Below are 15,914 nucleotides of genomic sequence, written 5' to 3'. Positions count from 1 at the left end.
AAGCCTCTAAAATAGATGTAATATCACTTATCCATATTTCTAGTATAGGTGATATTTTTGGTTCGTTTGAAAGAAGAAAAGAAACCGCCGATGCTATTTATCATCGGCGGTTAGTTACTTTATTTGAAAAGGTTGAATGAATTAATGCTTATGAGCGGTTTCATATAACTCAGCATCAACTTCTTCGCCTTTTGCTGGGCGAGGAACAATTTCAAATTTAGCATCAGCATTGGTTAGTGAGTCAGTCAGTTTTTGTAGGACTGACTTGTCACCCTTAATTCCAGCACTTCCGTTTTCTAGCAATGTGGCGAGTGTCATTTGTTGCAGCAAGATCTTAGAAACATCAGAACGGTTGATTAATAGTGTCGCGTCAGCTTTCACTTCTTTATCAACTAAAATGTTATTTAAATTGCCGTTAGACATTTCCACAAAATACGTTTCTTTCTCATCAGGAATGACAACATTTAATGTGAACGGTGTGTGTTGAGCTTTCATTGAATCAACACGTACTGCTAAATAATCCAATAGGTTTTCAATCGTCATGTTTGCAAGTACATCAGGTGATGCAGTTTTCGGTGCGCCTGGTAATGTACCTACACGTAATTCTTGAGCACCAGTAAGATAGATGTTTCTCCAACCTGCGCCCTCAGCTTGATAACCTAGTTGCTCATAAGTATCAGCCAGTAATTTTCGAGCTTCTACGTTTTTAGGTTCAACCTGAATTACCTTGTTTAGAGCCGTTGCAATGAAGCGGTATTCGCCTTTTTCAAAATCAGCCTCTGCTTTCTCTAAAATTAACTCACTGCCACCCATGTATTCTACAAATTTTGCAGATTCAGGTTTTACTGGTAGTGGGTTTAAGTTCGCAGGGTTCATGTCAAAATAGCCTAAGTACATATTGTAAACGGCACGAGCATTGTGAGAATAAGTACCGTGGTAACCATTGGTGTGCCACGTTTTTTGAATACTCTCTGGCATTACCGTGTAAATCTCATCTCCCATGTCTTGCAGAACGACACCGTCATTTGCCAAGCGAAGCGTTTGGTTGTGTGTAAAGCCATAAGCATCTCGTTGCATTTTTAGGTAATCAGAGATTTCTTCGGTTCCCCATACTGGTGCTGAGTGAGAAGCAAATAGCACGTCAGTTGTTGAGCCCCACGTCATTAGCATTTCATTGATTTTTTTAGACCACTTTAAACCATCACGAACTTTGGCACCGCGCAGTGTATAAAGATTGTGCATTCCTTGATAAGTTAATTCCCCCGTCCATAGTGCCTTCATGCTTGGGATGTAAGTCACCATTTCTGACGCCGCTTCTGTGCCAGAGGCATCCATGAATTGCATTTCTAAACCATCAATGTTTAGTGTTTCAATTTCTTCGTTATGGTTTAGCTCGTAATCAGGTAGTACATAAGTAATTGCGCCTTTTGATAAGCCTTTCGCTAACGCCGCATCAACAATGCCGTGTTCGTGACGATTAAGCGTTGCACCGTATTGGTAAGCAGTACGGCGAGACATGGCATTGCCAGCTAATACGTTTTCATCAACAATCTCTTTTGTGATGTATTTTGAGCCGTATACTTTTACATCAGGGAAGGCTTCTTTAATCGCTGCTGAACCACCAAAGTGATCGGCATGTGAGTGAGAATAGATCATAGCGACAACAGGTAAGTCACCACCTTCAGGAACATTTTCTTGGAAGAATTTTAATGATTGGCTTGCTGATTCACGTGTTAGTAATACGTCGTAGGCAATCCACCCATTATCACTACGAATGAAAGAGATTGAAGCTAAGTCTGTACCACGAACTTGATAGATTTTCCCTGGAACGACTTCGTATAAACCTTCAGCTGCTTGGTTTAATACTGCTTGACGCCATAGCGATGGGTTTACTGAATCAGGTGCATTATCAGCGTTAGCTACAGATGGGTCGATAAAGTCAAAGCTATTACGGATAATGTCACCGGTCTTTTTATCGAATGAAGCAATCAGACCTTTGTTATTATTTTCAAAAGCACGAGTATCAGAAAAGTTTAATGTTTTTGCGAAAGCGTCATTTTTCTCAATAGTTGTTTTGGTTGCTGGTTTGCCGCCTTGTTTACCAATTTCACTAAAGTGTTCATGGTCGTGATCCGCAGCGATAGAGCTTAAAGATATTGATGAGATAACAATAGCTAAAATAGTCTTTTTCATAAATCCACCGGTTTAAGTAAATTAGAACTGAATAATAAAGTTGTGTGAGGCTTTAACTTCGCGATTTGCCTCAGTGCTGAAACCAATATTAGTGATCTATATACATTTTAAAAATAGAGAAAATTGTATACTTAACATTTACAATATAAATGTAATGGGTTTTTAATGAGTAAAAACAGAGAGGAATGAATAGTGCCAAAACAAAAAGATTTCGATATGAATTTATTACGAGTTTTTGTTTCTGTGTGTCAAACCGGTTCATTCACTAAAGCGGCAGAAGAGCTTGATTTAACTCAGTCGTCAGTCAGTAATGCTATTCGTCGTTTAAAAGCCTCTTTAGGCAGTGAGTTGTTCGCTCGCTCGGGCCGTGGCATTGAGATGACGAATTATGGGGAGAACCTGTTTAAGCAAGTAGAGCCATCAGTTATGGTTTTAGCAAACGTAGGAGAAGAAGGTGAGGAATTTGATCCTAAAACATCGAAACTAACCTTTTCTATTTATGCACTAGAGTCTGTAATCCCTCAATTGCAAATAAGATTAAAAGCGCTGCTTAAAGAGAGTGACATTACTGTTACTTTAAGAGAGCTACCGAGTAATGAAAACGATATTATTGATGCTTTGATGTTAGAGAAAGTGGATTTGGTATTAGATGTGATGAAACCAAGACAATCATCATTGAGAAGCCTAGTGGTGTCAGAAGATAAAATCTGTTGCATTGCACGATGCGGGCATCCAAGAATAGTTGGAAGTATTACTCGAGATAGTTTTTTTGAAGAAGATCATGCCTTTCTAAATATCCGCCGCTTTAAGCAGACGATAACAGATTACTTAGCTGAGGAAGCACTGCCAAATCGCAAAATGGGCAGTGAGCATACTTCTATGATGGGAATGATGGCATGTGTTGCTCAATCGGACTTTATTGGTATTAATTCGGTTCGTTTGATTTCCCAGTATAAAGAGAGTTTTGGGTTACAACTATTGGATGTTCCTTTTCCTGTTCGGGCAACAAAAATCCATATGCTTTGGGCTACTAAGGTTGAAAACAATAAAGCGAATCAATGGCTGCGACAATTAATTATCGCAGCCGAACAGGTTTAGAGAATTAAGGCACAAGCCATGCTGTTTTCTTCGATTTAGAAAGTAACCAGCTTAAGCCAAGTGCGCCAGCACCACTAAGGACAACCCAAACCGGAATGACCCACATCGGGTTATGCCCTTCGTACCACGCGTAATTTTTCATTGGCCATAAGAATAATGGATGGAGTAAGTAAATACCTAGGCTGTAGGTACTAATAAAACCGACAATGGTGCGGGATTTATCAGACAGTGATTCACCATAATAACGGCAAACAAAAAACAGCATTCCAGCCGCAGCGACGGTGTTTATGGTCTTATAAGATAACCATCTACCTACCGTATATTCTCCTAATAGTAGACTTTGGCTTATCACCATATAAACCGTCGTTGCTAATGCAGTAATTCCAATCAACAGTGCGATTATGGTGTTCGTTTTAGTTAACGAAACTCGTTGGTATAATGCATAGCCTAGTAATAAGTAACCACTATACAGCCAGATCTCTGTGCTCCAGAAACCTTTAAATTTGACAAGAAAGAAACAGGTAGTAAGTAACCACACACCAATAAGTGAAAAGAGAGCGGTGTTATCCATTTTTTGAACCATCACTCGAAAAAACGGGATAACAATATAAAGTGGAATAAAGTAATAAAAGAACCCTAAGTGGTAATAGGTGTATTCAAAAGGCAGATCGATCAATACCGTTTTTGCTGCTTCAAAATCATAACCCTGCGCGGTTAACCCTGACAATAAAGCATAAAAGACAGACCAGAAAAGAAAAGGAACAAGTACCTTTCCGAGTCGTTTTTTTACATAATAAGGTGCATCAAACTCTCTCTTATCACTGAGCATTAATGCTCCGGTTATCATAATAAACACCGGAACTGCCCAACGACTCAAACTGTTTACTGATACTGCCGTTGCCCACTGATCAAAAGGAATTGAATTCAACTCATGTCGATAGGGAGCCAATACGTGAATCGCAACGACTGCAATCGCAGCAATGCATCTTAGTAAATCAAAAAAGAAAACTCTTCCCATTATCTTCCTACTTCTTGTCATTAGCGTTCGTTGATAGGTTATATCGCAAAAGAAATTAATAAATGTCTTAATATTGTAAGTGTTTTTTTATTTGTGGCTTGTAGTCAAAAGTATGATTAAAGACTAAACATGAACTAACATTACAACATGGATTCAATGTATTATTAACATGTTTTACTGTTGTATCAAGGGGTAAACATGAAAATACTTATAGGATTATTGTTATCAGTATCATTTTTCTCGCCTGTTTTACAAGCGGAAGAAGCTATAGTGACACCATATATTGTGGGTGGAATTGATGCTGATGTAGCAAATTACCCATTTATGGCTTCATTAATGTTTGAGTATGAAAGTCAACCGAATACGATTTATCCTTTTTGTGGTGGGTCTGTGTTAGATGCAACTCATATATTAACAGCGGCACATTGTGTTTATGATATTTCTGATTTTAATATTGCAAATACTAAAGTTGCGATAGATGCTAATAATGCGCCAGAGATGTTTGCTGTTCAGCGGGTCGCAGTTAAAAATATTTATTATCCTAGTAATTATGATAATTCAACACTAATTAATGATGTAGCGGTACTAGAGCTATCTCAGCCTCTGCCAACTTATGCTTTAATTAAGAAGGTGAGTTTGAGTACTTCTGATGATCAAGAGCTATATCAAGATGAGAATCAGGTTTTGACTATTGTTGGTTATGGACGTTTAAGTACTAGTCAGAAGAACCCTGATTTACAATTTATGGAAGCATCGGTTAATTATGTTAGTTCTGAAAATTGTGGTTCATGGCAGGGAATTACGATTACAGATAAATTAATTTGTACCAAAGGTAAAGAGCCAGATCCACCCATTAGTGATTCAGACTTAGTGACCGCGACTTGCCAAGGAGACTCTGGTGGGCCATTGATTTGGAATAATAAACAAATAGGAATTGTGAGTTTTGGCCCAGGAACTTGTGGGGATAAAAATGTTGCTGCTCAATCGGTTTTTACGGATGTTAGTCAATATAAGGATTGGATCCTTCAGGCGCAGAGGGGAGAGATCGCGCCAACGACTTCGGCGACAGCAAGTAGTGGGAGTTCTGGTGGGGCGCTCACCTTTGGAAGTTTACTTGCATTATACATCTTTGGTTTTTCCCGTCGTAAATTAAGTTAACAATAGCGTTCAGGTGATAAAAAAGGACAACTCGTGATGAGGTGTCCTTTTTAGTATTTAAAGAGAAACAAAATTAAACATATTGTAGAACAAGACTGTTCCATGATTTTTTCTGTTGTTCAAACTGCAATTTAATTTGCTTATGTTGAACACTAAGAACCGCTAGCTCATATTTTTTCGATAAGTCATTTTTCTTATTATCAAGAAGCTGTTTTTTCGAATCGTAATATTCTGACATACGTTCAATCAACGCATCATACTCTGCTTCTAAATGTTCTTTAACGGCATGATAATTATGGAGTGATGCAATTTTATCTTCTGCTTTCTTACGTAACATAAGGGCTTTAGCTTTTTCTATTTTAGCTTGAGGGCTAACTCGTAACTTCGTGGTTAAGCCAAACCATGAACAGCTTTTAATAAACCATTTTGTAGGATCATATTGCCACCAGTAAATACCGTTACGATAATCATTTTCAAAAATGTGGTGGTAATTATGGTACCCCTCACCAAAAGTAAATACTGCTAAAATGCCATTATCACGCGCAGTGTTTTTTTCAGTATAAGGCTGAGAGCCCCAAATATGAGCAAGTGAGTTGATAAAGAAAGTTGTGTGATGACTTAATACTAAACGTACTGCACCAACCATAAGCAGCATTCCTATAATGTCTCCGTAGATAATGCCAAGAAGCACTGGAATACCAATGTTCATAAGAAGAGCTAACGGTACATAATGATTATGTTGCCACATTACTACGGTATCTTTTTGTAGATCACGGCAATTAGCGTAATCGTTATAAGTTGCAGGTTGGTAGTGACGTAGCATCCACCCTATATGTGAGTACCAAAACCCACGTTTGGCTGAATAAGGGTCTTTGTCATTATTATCTACATGACGGTGATGAACACGATGATCCGAAGACCAATGCAGAGCACTATTTTGTAGTGCGAATGCGCCACCTAAAGCAAAAATAAAGCGTAAGGCAGGGTGAGCATTATAAGCTTTATGAGACCATAAACGATGATAACCTGCCGTAATAGATAGGTTACAAAAACTGAAAGCGACTAATAGCCAGATCCAATGTTCACTACCTAAGCCATTGTAATAGGCGTAAAGAGGGGTAGCGACTAAAGCGAGTAATAAACTTGATGTAAATATAAATACATTTAACCAAATAATAGGTGGTTTTGATCCTTGATGCATAATAAATATTCCATTTAAGCGTACAGTTGTGCGCTAGAATAGTTTGTGTGGATATTTTAGTCAAGAAAAGGTAGTGATGAATATGTAACAAATGTGATTCATCGCAATCATGCTTATGTTTCATGTGTTCATAAATTAAATAAAGAAGAGAAAACTTGATATAATTCGAACTCAATTGGTTAGATAGAAGTAAAGAAGAATGAAAATCACTTTTTCAGAAGGCGATATAATTGCAAATCAGCATGAATTGGTTATTCGATTAAATAATACATCTAGAACTACAGTGCAGGCAGAGATAGATGCACTGACTTTAATTGGTGGTGCTAATGTAATAAGTGCAGTGGGAAGTGGTATGAAGTGGTCGATTAAGCTTGATAATAGTGAGCAACTAGAGCTTCTTGCTCAAGAGATTGGAGTTGCTATCGAGTTTTATTAACAACAGTTTTCAGTATGTATTTGACTAGGCAGGACAATTTGGTTTTTACCTTGTTGTTTTGCTTTATACATGTTGTTATCTGCGTCTTGAATTAATGCCTCAATATTACAATGTTTAGGTGAACAGATACTGATACCAATGCTTACGGTAACGGTATGCTGATTTCCTGAAAATTCATAGCGTTCTTTTTCACATTCGAGAAGAATACGTTTTGCAAGAGCGTAGGCTTGTTTTTTATCTTGGTGTGGTAGAAATATAATAAACTCCTCGCCGCCCCAGCGTCCGACTAAACCTGAATTGCTAATGATCGTTTTACATAATTGAGAAAAGCGTTTAATCACTTCATCGCCGGCATAATGACCAAATTGATCATTAATAAGCTTAAAGTTATCAATATCAATCAATAGGCATGTTTCTGAAGGGCAAAATGAAGTCGGTGTTTTTTTAGCTATTTTTTCTGAAATAGCTCGGCGATTTAAAAGCCCGGTTAAATCATCATGTGATGCTTGGTATTTAATTTGTCTTTCTAAATTATGTTTTTCTGTTACATCAATCATGGAACTTTGAACGGCGGGCTCACCATCCCAATTGATCACACTCTCAAATAAGTGAAAGTAGCGTAGCTCACCATCAAATGCGATATTTTCAACAATTGAATTCGTAGATTTTACTTTTCCAGTAATCAGATCTTGATAACGATTTTTAGCATTATTGTGGTTATGCTCTGGGATAATATGCATGAAGTTATCTAGAGCCATTACTTCAGCAACAGATTTTGCTCTGATGATTTCAACAAAAGAAGGATTGATCATCAATGGTTTAAAGTCTCTATGAACAAGGATACCTTGTAATGAATTCCAAATGAGGTCTTTATACTTTTGTTCTTGCTCTAAAATTTGTTGATTGGCATGGTCGATCATTGACATATCAATAACCGTAATTTGAAGCGCAGATTCACCTTCCCATTCAATAACATGGTCAACCGTTAATACTGAGAATATTTGGCCATGAACATTTTGATTCACATAGGAGCGAACTTTCGGCTGTTCTTTGCCTGACATAACGTCGTTATAGGCTTGTTGGGCTGCACAATGAAACTTTGGGTCAATGATATCGAACAAAGAATTAAGGTTCATTACAGCATCAGTAGAATCGAAACCAAACATTTGAGCGTATTTTTCATCTGCATAAAGCGGAAAAAAATCACGGTGAACAACTACGCCATAGGTCGAATCAATATGTATTGGTTTCATTGCGCACTCTGTTTATGTACCTAAACATCCATGCTATACCTTTGTTAAGTTTAAAGAAACCCAAAAAGATAAATTAAAGTGTGATGGCTGTAGTATTAATAACGCAGAAAAAAGAATAAGACTTATTAATTGAATTTCCGCTTCAATTTTTAAAACCCAGACGCTATCTGGATTTTAAAAAGTAGTTATTTCCATATTCGACAGATACAAAAAAGGCATCGTCTTTCGACAATGCCTTCGTTGATGTTGGCGGAGCGGACGGGACTCGAACCCGCGACCCCCGGCGTGACAGGCCGGTATTCTAACCAACTGAACTACCGCTCCAATTTTTAAAACCCAGACTCTATCTGAATTTTGAAAAGTGGTGGAGGGATAGGGATTTGAACCCTAGAACCGCTATTAACGGTTGCCGGTTTTCAAGACCGGTGCTTTCGACCACTCAGCCATCCCTCCAATGCCGAGAATAATAGTCAGCTTTGATTTTTATGTAAAGCATTTTTTGAAAAAAAGAAGTTAACCGTTTAAAAAATAAACGTTATTCTGCATTTTTCTCTACATCGACTAAATAATCACCTTCTAACCAGTTACGACCGATTAAAAGTTTGTAATCTAACTTACTTCTATCACGCAGATTTACTGCTATTTTTTTATCTTTTCCATCAAATGCTAAATGCATTCTAACGGCATAACGGCGTTCAACGCCTTGAGCATTACGAATTTTACTTACCTTAATAATACGACCTGTATGTTCAGAAGCTTCGTTATTTTCATTGTAAGTTGTGAACTTTACGGTATCACCTAAATGATCACGCATATCTTCACTTTCATCTTTTTTTCCAAGAATCTCAATATTAGTTGCATGGATTGAAGTGGTCGCTGCCCCTGTATCAATACGAGCTTGGTAATTAGAGTCTAATTCTTTGATATGGATGGTTTCAATTTGGCCTACGATGGTTTTATTAGAGCATGATTCTGCAGCAAAACTGGAAGTAGAAAGTAACAATAAGCATGTAGAGAGGATTAGTTTTTTCATGGATGCCTTTTATTGTAAGTTTGATGAAATGAAAAGTATCGGTAAATAATAGACGTTTAAATCTGAATTGAGTTCAATGGTATGTAAAGAATAGGACAGATTTATGCAAAAAATGAAATAAACAGCGGTATCCGTAATTGGTTACCGCTGTACTATGGGGGTTAAGCGTTTTGAGATCTATTTTTCATAATAGAACCAATAATCGCCAATGTAATAATACCAACGATGGTTAATAGTGAAATTACAGTAGGTACTTCATATGCAGTACCAACCAAGAACATCTTAATACCGATGAAACTTAGAATAAATGCTAAAGCAGGTTGTAAGTAGCAGAACTTATCTAACATGCCTTGAAGAACAAAATACAAAGAGCGCAAACCTAATAATGCAAACACATTTGCAGCAAACACTAAGAAAGGTTCTTGAGTGATAGCAAATATTGCAGGGATAGAATCTAGCGCAAACATAATGTCTGTAAACATAATAACAATTACAACTAACAGTAAAGGCGTTGCTATCGTTTTTCCGTTTATTTTTGTAAGTAATTTATGACCGTCGTACTTGTCATCAAATGGAATGTATTTTTTCGCAAACATGACTAATTTTGATGATGAGAAATCACTGTTCTCTTCGGTATTCGCAAACCACAGTTTAACACCCGTGATGATTAAGAATACGGCGAAAATGTATAATATCCAATGGTATTGAGCTAATAACCCTGCACCAACAAAGATCATTACTGCACGTAACGCTAGTGCACCAATAATACCCCACAGTAAGATTCGAGGTCGGCTTGATTCAGGTACGGCAAATTGACTAAAGATTAATGCAAAGACGAATAGATTGTCCACGCTAAGCATTTTTTCAAGTAAGTAGCCTGTAATGAAGGCGATACTAGCGTCTTTCGCTGAATAGCTGCTTTCTGGTGCCATTAATGGCCAGTAAACATAAAGAGCTGCACAGAAAATGAAAGCAAGTACGAACCAGAAAAGTGACCACACTAAAGCTTTTTTTAAGCTAGGTGCTTCTTTTCTTGTTTGAAACATATCTAGAGCGAATAGAGCGAGAACAACGAAACCAAAAAGTTCCCAAGTTAACGGTGACATAATAATTCCTTACAAATAGGTGAAAGGAGTCCCGCTAAAATGAGTGAGTAAACCTTCCACCATAAACAATAAAATTAACGTTATGGTATTTGGTCTTGTCAAAGCGATTGGCATTCATTTGCCCACTTACAGATACCGGAAGCCAAGGCTTCGGGATGACGATATCTGAACAAGATTAAGTATTAAACCTTGTGACTACTCCCCAAGATCTGGATAGTAATCCTCATTTTTAAAATATACAAATAAAAATTACGCTATATGAAGTTAATTTATAAAATTGTAGTTTGTTTAAGTGTTTTTTTTGAAGATGCATCACAAATTTTTTTTCATGTTTTGGTCATAAATGTCGATAATAATAGGTGATATCAAAAATTTAGAATAATGGGGTAGCATGGATTGGATTCAAATCGCTGTCGTTGGGCTAGTTATTTTGCTCGTGTTAGTGTGTATTAATTTATTTTTCGCGAATAATAAACAGAAACAGAAACAGAAGCAGAAAGAACGCGATGAAAGTTCGTATCGTAGAGCATTGGCTGAGGCTCGGGCTACAGAACGCCAAGAGCGAGTGTATAAAGCACAGACAGGACATATATCAACTCAATTGTTTTTAGCGAAAGAAGCTGAAATGAACAATTTTGAAGAGTCGTTACATTGGTATGAAATGGCAGCAAAACTGGATAATAGTATAGCCATGCGTTCAGTGATCCGCCTGTGCGATAGTCGCCGTGAAAATGTAGAATTGCGAGAAAAATCGGTTTTTTGGAGTAAGGTCGTAGCTGCTCAAGAAGGAGGGGCTGAAGAGAAGCTCGCTTTAGGTATTGCATTTTTGCAAGGTAATGGTACTGAAACTAATGTTGAAAAAGGAATAAATCTAATTACAGAAGCTGCTGAATTAGATCATATCCCAGCTCAACTTTTTATTGCTGATTGGTATGTTGCAGAATCAAACCCACAGCCTAATGCTAAATTAGCTGCTGAGTGGAACTTACGAGCAGCGATGCTTGATAATATTGAAGCTCAAATTCGCATTGGTAAGCAGTATGCTGAAGGTCGAGGTGTAGCCGTTGATCCTAAAAAAGCAACGTATTGGTTAGAAGTCGCAGCAGAAGCCGGTGATGCTAAAGCGCAATATTTTGCGGGAGAAATGGGTGCAGATACTAATGAGAAAGGCAATTCTATTGCTTATATTTGGTTATGGTTAGCCGCAAAGAATGGTATTGAAGCTGCGGTTTCTCGACGTGATCATGTTGGGCATCTTGTCGGTGTTGATGCCGTGATTGGCTTGCAGAGCATGGCAAAACCTCTATTTGAAAAAATGGCCAGAGGTAAAGTAAAGAAACACATCATTATAAAGTCATTGGATAAGTTATATCAGCGTGAGAGCTATTTTCCTGATAGCAATGAGTTTGTGATTGGCTCTGGCTCAAAAGGTGAGCGACAAGAAGATCAGGATAAGGAACAAGAAGAGACTTCAAAACAACAAGACCAGACGTCGCCTCAATCAACAGTAAAAGAAGAGGCTAAAAAAGAGAGCTTGGACTTTAGCCAAACCAAAATGGATAGCAAAGCAAAATTTTAATCCATTTATCTTAATAACCTGTAATGAAAGGGACGCTTATATTAGTGTCCCTTTTTTGTTTCTTGGTAGGTTTTTTAATTGCCAGTTTTACTGATATGAAAAAAGAATAGGGCAGTGATCCGTCAGTTGGTATTTTTTCACATCCGATTGCTCGAAAACTTGTTGGGTTACAGTGATCGCTTCTGGTGATAGATTAGAAATACCATGGTCAATTAAACGAGTAAACGTGGTGTATTTAGGCCAACCTCGCTTCCACTGTTTTGCAGTGCAGCTTCCTTTGGTATTTTCGGTTAACAGCATTGGCGTTTTTATCGTTTGTTTATCGATATTTTTCCATAACCAACTTCTTGGGTGAGCAAGGGTATTATTGAAGTCCCCTAAAATTAAATACTTGTCGTTGTTCTCTTCTCGTTCATTCATCCAGTCTGTTAATTCTTCGGTTTGTTGCTCTAAAGTAGAACACGCATAGTTATTTTTCTTTTGCCCCATACATCCCGCTTTTAGGTGTACAGATAGAAGGTGAAGAGGTTGGTTATCTATGCTCGCGATAACATAAGTAGCATAGCGTAATTTACTGCTTTTCTTATTAGGCAAAAGAGAAAAATCATTAGGGTCATTGACTGAAATTGACCGATGAATTGCAAATCCGGTGTACTGGTTAATACCATCAAATTGCTTTTTAGAGTTAGAAGAGCGATCGGAAATGAAAATTTGATAATCATTACCAACGACTTTTTGGATTGCTTTTATAGAATCGACTTCTTGAAAAGCCAAAATTTGACTATTTGACTGGGAAAAATAGTAACTTAATTGTTCAAAGTCTTGTTGGTATCTCTCCGAAGATTTAAATTTTTCATTAGGGTTAAGTGTTAGCCATTCCATGTTCCAGGTCGAAAATGTGATCGCGTTACTAGTAAATGAGCTAAAAATAAGGATACAAAAACTAAAAAAGTGAGTAATTCGTTGATTCATAAGTCCTCCAGAAATCGCAAGCAGTTTAATTAAAAAATCCATAGATAGCACACAAAAAAATGTATCATTTTCATACATTGCAGCAAAGTTGAGAACAATTTAAAAGCAGTGGCGAAACTAGAATCACCCATAAAACTAGCTTGATCTAGATCAAAGTATTTTATTCGTAGATCGAGCTTAATACACCACATCTTGTGTTAGTTGATCTAATGCACCCACTATTTAGTATTTGGAGCTATTGTGAATATCACTGTAATCAAACGAGACGGAAGCCGCGCAGCCTATAAGAACTCTCGTATTATTGACGCAATTAAAGGCGCGTCAGAGCAGGTAACACCTGAGATTGAAAGTTATGCACAGTTAGTGGCCCATGCTGTAGAAGTGGCTCTACAGGATAAGAAAGAAGTCGGTATTCGCCAGATCCAAGATTTGGTTGAAAATGAATTAATGCAAGGACCACATAAAGTATTAGCGCGTGCTTATATTGAATATCGTCATGACCGTGATATCGCTCGTGAGAAAATCAGTGTACTAAATAAAGAAATCAGTGGTCTGATTGAACAAAGCAATGCTGAACTTCTTAATGAAAACGCGAATAAAGACGGTAAAGTTATTCCAACACAACGTGATTTACTTGCTGGTATTGTGGCAAAACACTATGCAACACGTCATATTTTACCTCGTGATATTGTACAAGCACATGAGCGTGGAGAGATCCATTATCATGACTTAGATTACGCACCTTTTTTCCCAATGTTTAACTGTATGCTGATTGACTTAAAAGGCATGTTAACGGGTGGCTTTAAGATGGGTAATGCTGAAATTGATACGCCAAAATCAATTGCCACAGCAACAGCAGTAACCGCACAAATTATTGCTCAAGTAGCAAGTCATATTTACGGTGGCACAACTATCAACCGCATTGATGAAATTCTTGCGCCATACGTAACTGTTAGTTATGAAAAAGCGAAAAAATTGGCTGAAAAATGGAACATTGCAGATGCTGAAGCATTTGCTCAAGCACAAACAGAAAAAGAGTGTTACGACGCATTCCAATCTTTAGAGTATGAAGTCAATACACTGCATACAGCGAACGGACAAACCCCTTTTGTTACTTTTGGTTTTGGCTTAGGTACAACGTGGGAATCTAAATTGATCCAACGCTCTATTTTAGCGAACCGTATTGCTGGTTTAGGTAAAAACCGTAAAACAGCGGTATTCCCTAAATTAGTCTTTGCTATTCGTGATGGTTTGAATCATAAAAAATCAGATCCACATTACGATATTAAAGAGCTTGCGCTTGAGTGTGCATCAAAGCGTATGTACCCAGACATTCTTAACTACGACAAAGTAGTTGAAGTGACAGGTTCATTTAAAACCCCAATGGGTTGTCGCAGCTTCCTAGACGTTTATGAAGAAAATGGTGAGCAAATCCATGATGGTCGTAACAACATTGGCGTGATCAGCTTAAATCTTCCTCGTGTAGCGATTGAAGCAAAGGGTGATGTTACCGAATTCTATAAATTGCTTGATGATCGTCTACTTCTTTGTCGTCGTGCATTAGAAACACGTATTTCTCGCTTAGAAGGTGTGAAAGCTCGCGTTGCTCCTATCCTTTATATGGAAGGTGCGTGTGGTGTTCGTTTGAAACCAGATGATGACATTATCAACATCTTCAAAAATGGTCGCGCGTCTGTATCTCTGGGCTACATTGGTGTACATGAAACGATTGAAGCACTATTTGGCAGTGATGATCACTTATATGACAATGCTGAGCTTCAAGCAAAAGCATTAGAAATCATTCAATACCTAAAAGATGCAGTAGAAATTTGGACAAAAGAAACGGGTTTTGGTTTTAGTCTTTATGGAACGCCAAGTGAAAACTTATGTTCTCGCTTCTGTAAGCTTGATAACACCCAATTCGGTGTGATTGATAAAGTGACAGATAAAGGCTACTACACCAATAGCTTCCATTTAGATGTACAAAAAACAGTAAACCCATACGACAAAATTGATTTTGAAATGCCTTACCCTGAGATTTCAAGTGGTGGCTTTATTTGTTATGGGGAATTCCCTAACATGCAACGCAATATTGAAGCGTTAGAAAACGTATGGGATTACAGCTACAGCCGTGTGCCTTATTATGGAACAAATACACCAATTGATGAGTGTTATGAGTGTGGTTACACCGGTGAGTTTGAGTGTACAAGCAAAGGCTTTACGTGCCCTAAATGTGGTAATCATGACTCAACCAAAGTATCAGTAACACGTCGTGTTTGTGGTTACTTAGGCAGTCCAGATGCACGTCCATTTAACTTTGGTAAGCAAGAAGAAGTTCAACGCCGAGTGAAGCATTTATAATGAATTATCACGTCTATCATTCGATTGATGTGATTAACGGACCGGGTACGCGTTGTACCCTGTTTGTTTCTGGTTGTGAGCACAACTGTAAAGGGTGCTACAACAAGGCCACATTAAATCCAAATTCGGGGCATCTTTTTTGTCAGCAGTTAGAAGATAAGATCATTGCTGACTTGAACGATACACGTATTTATCGTCGAGGATTGTCGTTATCTGGTGGTGACCCGCTGCATCCAATGAACTGCGAATCGGTCCTTAAGTTAGTCAAACGCGTTAAATCTGAATGTGAAAATAAAGACATTTGGATGTGGACGGGTTACGAATTAAACGAGCTTAATGAGACACAAAAAGAGATAGTGGCTCTGATTGATACACTCATTGATGGTCGCTTTGAACAAGATAAAGCCGATCCGTCATTGGAATGGCGTGGTTCGAGCAATCAAATTATTCATACAATTAATGTTTTGTAAGAAAAATGTGAAAAACTAAACAATAAACCGTGATAT

13 protein-coding genes and 2 tRNA genes are annotated in these 15,914 nt (G+C 37.8%); 6 read left to right on the top strand and 9 right to left on the bottom strand.

Features of this window, described 5'->3' with window-relative positions:
• Positions 1-141: 141 nt before the first annotated feature.
• Complete coding sequence (locus tag ED622_RS00755) at positions 142-2,193, bottom strand: alkyl/aryl-sulfatase (protein ID WP_122032075.1); 2,052 nt, start codon at positions 2,191-2,193, stop codon at positions 142-144.
• 192 nt (positions 2,194-2,385) lie between these two features.
• Between ED622_RS00755 and ED622_RS00750 the strand changes: the two genes are divergently transcribed.
• Positions 2,386-3,291, top strand: coding sequence for a LysR family transcriptional regulator (locus tag ED622_RS00750; protein WP_122032074.1), 906 nt, complete (start codon positions 2,386-2,388; stop codon positions 3,289-3,291).
• A 4-nt stretch (positions 3,292-3,295) separates the two neighbouring features.
• On the opposite strand, the gene ED622_RS00745 is transcribed toward ED622_RS00750, so the two are convergent.
• Positions 3,296-4,312 (bottom strand): acyltransferase, encoded by a 1,017-nt coding sequence (locus ED622_RS00745; RefSeq protein WP_174213423.1) that lies wholly within the window; start codon positions 4,310-4,312, stop codon positions 3,296-3,298.
• 195 nt (positions 4,313-4,507) lie between these two features.
• Between ED622_RS00745 and ED622_RS00740 the strand changes: the two genes are divergently transcribed.
• Entirely contained in the window at positions 4,508-5,467 is a 960-nt protein-coding gene (locus ED622_RS00740) for a trypsin-like serine protease (RefSeq protein ID WP_122032072.1), read from the top strand.
• A gap of 73 nt (positions 5,468-5,540) precedes the next feature.
• Here the strand turns inward: ED622_RS00740 and ED622_RS00735 are convergent, their stop codons facing one another.
• The gene (locus ED622_RS00735; RefSeq protein WP_122032071.1) at positions 5,541-6,668 is read right to left on the bottom strand and encodes a fatty acid desaturase; all 1,128 of its coding nucleotides are present in this window, start codon (positions 6,666-6,668) and stop codon (positions 5,541-5,543) included.
• Positions 6,669-6,867: 199 nt separating this feature from the next.
• On the opposite strand from ED622_RS00735, the gene ED622_RS00730 reads away from it, so the two are divergent.
• Positions 6,868-7,104, top strand: a complete 237-nt coding sequence (locus ED622_RS00730; protein WP_122032070.1) for a DUF3389 domain-containing protein — start codon at positions 6,868-6,870, stop codon at positions 7,102-7,104.
• On the opposite strand, the gene ED622_RS00725 is transcribed toward ED622_RS00730, so the two are convergent.
• From ED622_RS00725 to ED622_RS00705, 5 genes are all read right to left on the bottom strand, one after another.
• Positions 7,101-8,357, bottom strand: a complete 1,257-nt coding sequence (locus ED622_RS00725) for a sensor domain-containing diguanylate cyclase (RefSeq protein ID WP_122032069.1) — start codon at positions 8,355-8,357, stop codon at positions 7,101-7,103. The genes ED622_RS00730 and ED622_RS00725 overlap by 4 nt on opposite strands.
• Before the next feature lie 247 nt (positions 8,358-8,604).
• A tRNA-Asp gene (locus ED622_RS00720) sits at positions 8,605-8,681 on the bottom strand.
• A 38-nt stretch (positions 8,682-8,719) separates the two neighbouring features.
• Positions 8,720-8,810: transfer RNA gene (locus tag ED622_RS00715), tRNA-Ser, on the bottom strand.
• Between the two features lie 82 nt (positions 8,811-8,892).
• On the bottom strand, positions 8,893-9,390 hold the full coding sequence (locus tag ED622_RS00710; protein ID WP_122032068.1) for a RimK/LysX family protein: 498 nt from the start codon (positions 9,388-9,390) through the stop codon (positions 8,893-8,895).
• A gap of 161 nt (positions 9,391-9,551) precedes the next feature.
• The gene (locus tag ED622_RS00705; protein WP_122032067.1) at positions 9,552-10,496 is read right to left on the bottom strand and encodes a TerC/Alx family metal homeostasis membrane protein; all 945 of its coding nucleotides are present in this window, start codon (positions 10,494-10,496) and stop codon (positions 9,552-9,554) included.
• A gap of 391 nt (positions 10,497-10,887) precedes the next feature.
• On the opposite strand from ED622_RS00705, the gene ED622_RS00700 reads away from it, so the two are divergent.
• The gene (locus ED622_RS00700) at positions 10,888-12,075 is read left to right on the top strand and encodes a tetratricopeptide repeat protein (RefSeq protein WP_122032066.1); all 1,188 of its coding nucleotides are present in this window, start codon (positions 10,888-10,890) and stop codon (positions 12,073-12,075) included.
• 87 nt (positions 12,076-12,162) lie between these two features.
• Here the strand turns inward: ED622_RS00700 and ED622_RS00695 are convergent, their stop codons facing one another.
• A complete protein-coding gene (locus ED622_RS00695; protein WP_254052564.1) occupies positions 12,163-13,089 on the bottom strand; it encodes an endonuclease/exonuclease/phosphatase family protein in 927 nt (308 codons plus the stop codon).
• A gap of 198 nt (positions 13,090-13,287) precedes the next feature.
• Here ED622_RS00695 and nrdD point away from each other — a divergent pair, with 198 nt between their 5' ends.
• Together nrdD and nrdG are read left to right on the top strand one after the other, a co-directional pair.
• Complete coding sequence (gene nrdD / locus ED622_RS00690) at positions 13,288-15,408, top strand: anaerobic ribonucleoside-triphosphate reductase (protein WP_122032064.1); 2,121 nt, start codon at positions 13,288-13,290, stop codon at positions 15,406-15,408.
• The gene (nrdG, locus tag ED622_RS00685; protein ID WP_122032063.1) at positions 15,408-15,878 is read left to right on the top strand and encodes an anaerobic ribonucleoside-triphosphate reductase-activating protein; all 471 of its coding nucleotides are present in this window, start codon (positions 15,408-15,410) and stop codon (positions 15,876-15,878) included. Before nrdD ends, nrdG begins: the two co-directional genes overlap by 1 nt.
• The last annotated feature ends 36 nt before the right edge of the window (positions 15,879-15,914 follow it).

It is taken from the genome of Aliivibrio sp. EL58 (assembly GCF_900312675.1).
Taxonomy (GTDB): Bacteria; Pseudomonadota; Gammaproteobacteria; order Enterobacterales; family Vibrionaceae; genus Aliivibrio.
This window is presented reverse-complemented; position numbering and strand designations above follow the sequence as displayed.

Bases quoted from the DNA above. Each gene is read 5' to 3' on its own strand.
- ED622_RS00755 (WP_122032075.1), bottom strand. From the start codon at position 2,193: ATGAAAAAGACTATTTTAGCTATTGTTATCTCATCAATATCTTTAAGC.
- ED622_RS00735 (WP_122032071.1), bottom strand. From the start codon at position 6,668: ATGCATCAAGGATCAAAACCACCTATTATTTGGTTAAATGTATTTATA.
- ED622_RS00695 (WP_254052564.1), bottom strand. From the start codon at position 13,089: ATGGATTTTTTAATTAAACTGCTTGCGATTTCTGGAGGACTTATGAAT.
- ED622_RS00710 (WP_122032068.1), bottom strand. From the start codon at position 9,390: ATGAAAAAACTAATCCTCTCTACATGCTTATTGTTACTTTCTACTTCC.
- nrdG (WP_122032063.1), top strand. From the start codon at position 15,408: ATGAATTATCACGTCTATCATTCGATTGATGTGATTAACGGACCGGGT.
- ED622_RS00700 (WP_122032066.1), top strand. From the start codon at position 10,888: ATGGATTGGATTCAAATCGCTGTCGTTGGGCTAGTTATTTTGCTCGTG.
- ED622_RS00730 (WP_122032070.1), top strand. From the start codon at position 6,868: ATGAAAATCACTTTTTCAGAAGGCGATATAATTGCAAATCAGCATGAA.
- ED622_RS00705 (WP_122032067.1), bottom strand. From the start codon at position 10,496: ATGTCACCGTTAACTTGGGAACTTTTTGGTTTCGTTGTTCTCGCTCTA.
- ED622_RS00740 (WP_122032072.1), top strand. From the start codon at position 4,508: ATGAAAATACTTATAGGATTATTGTTATCAGTATCATTTTTCTCGCCT.
- ED622_RS00725 (WP_122032069.1), bottom strand. From the start codon at position 8,357: ATGAAACCAATACATATTGATTCGACCTATGGCGTAGTTGTTCACCGT.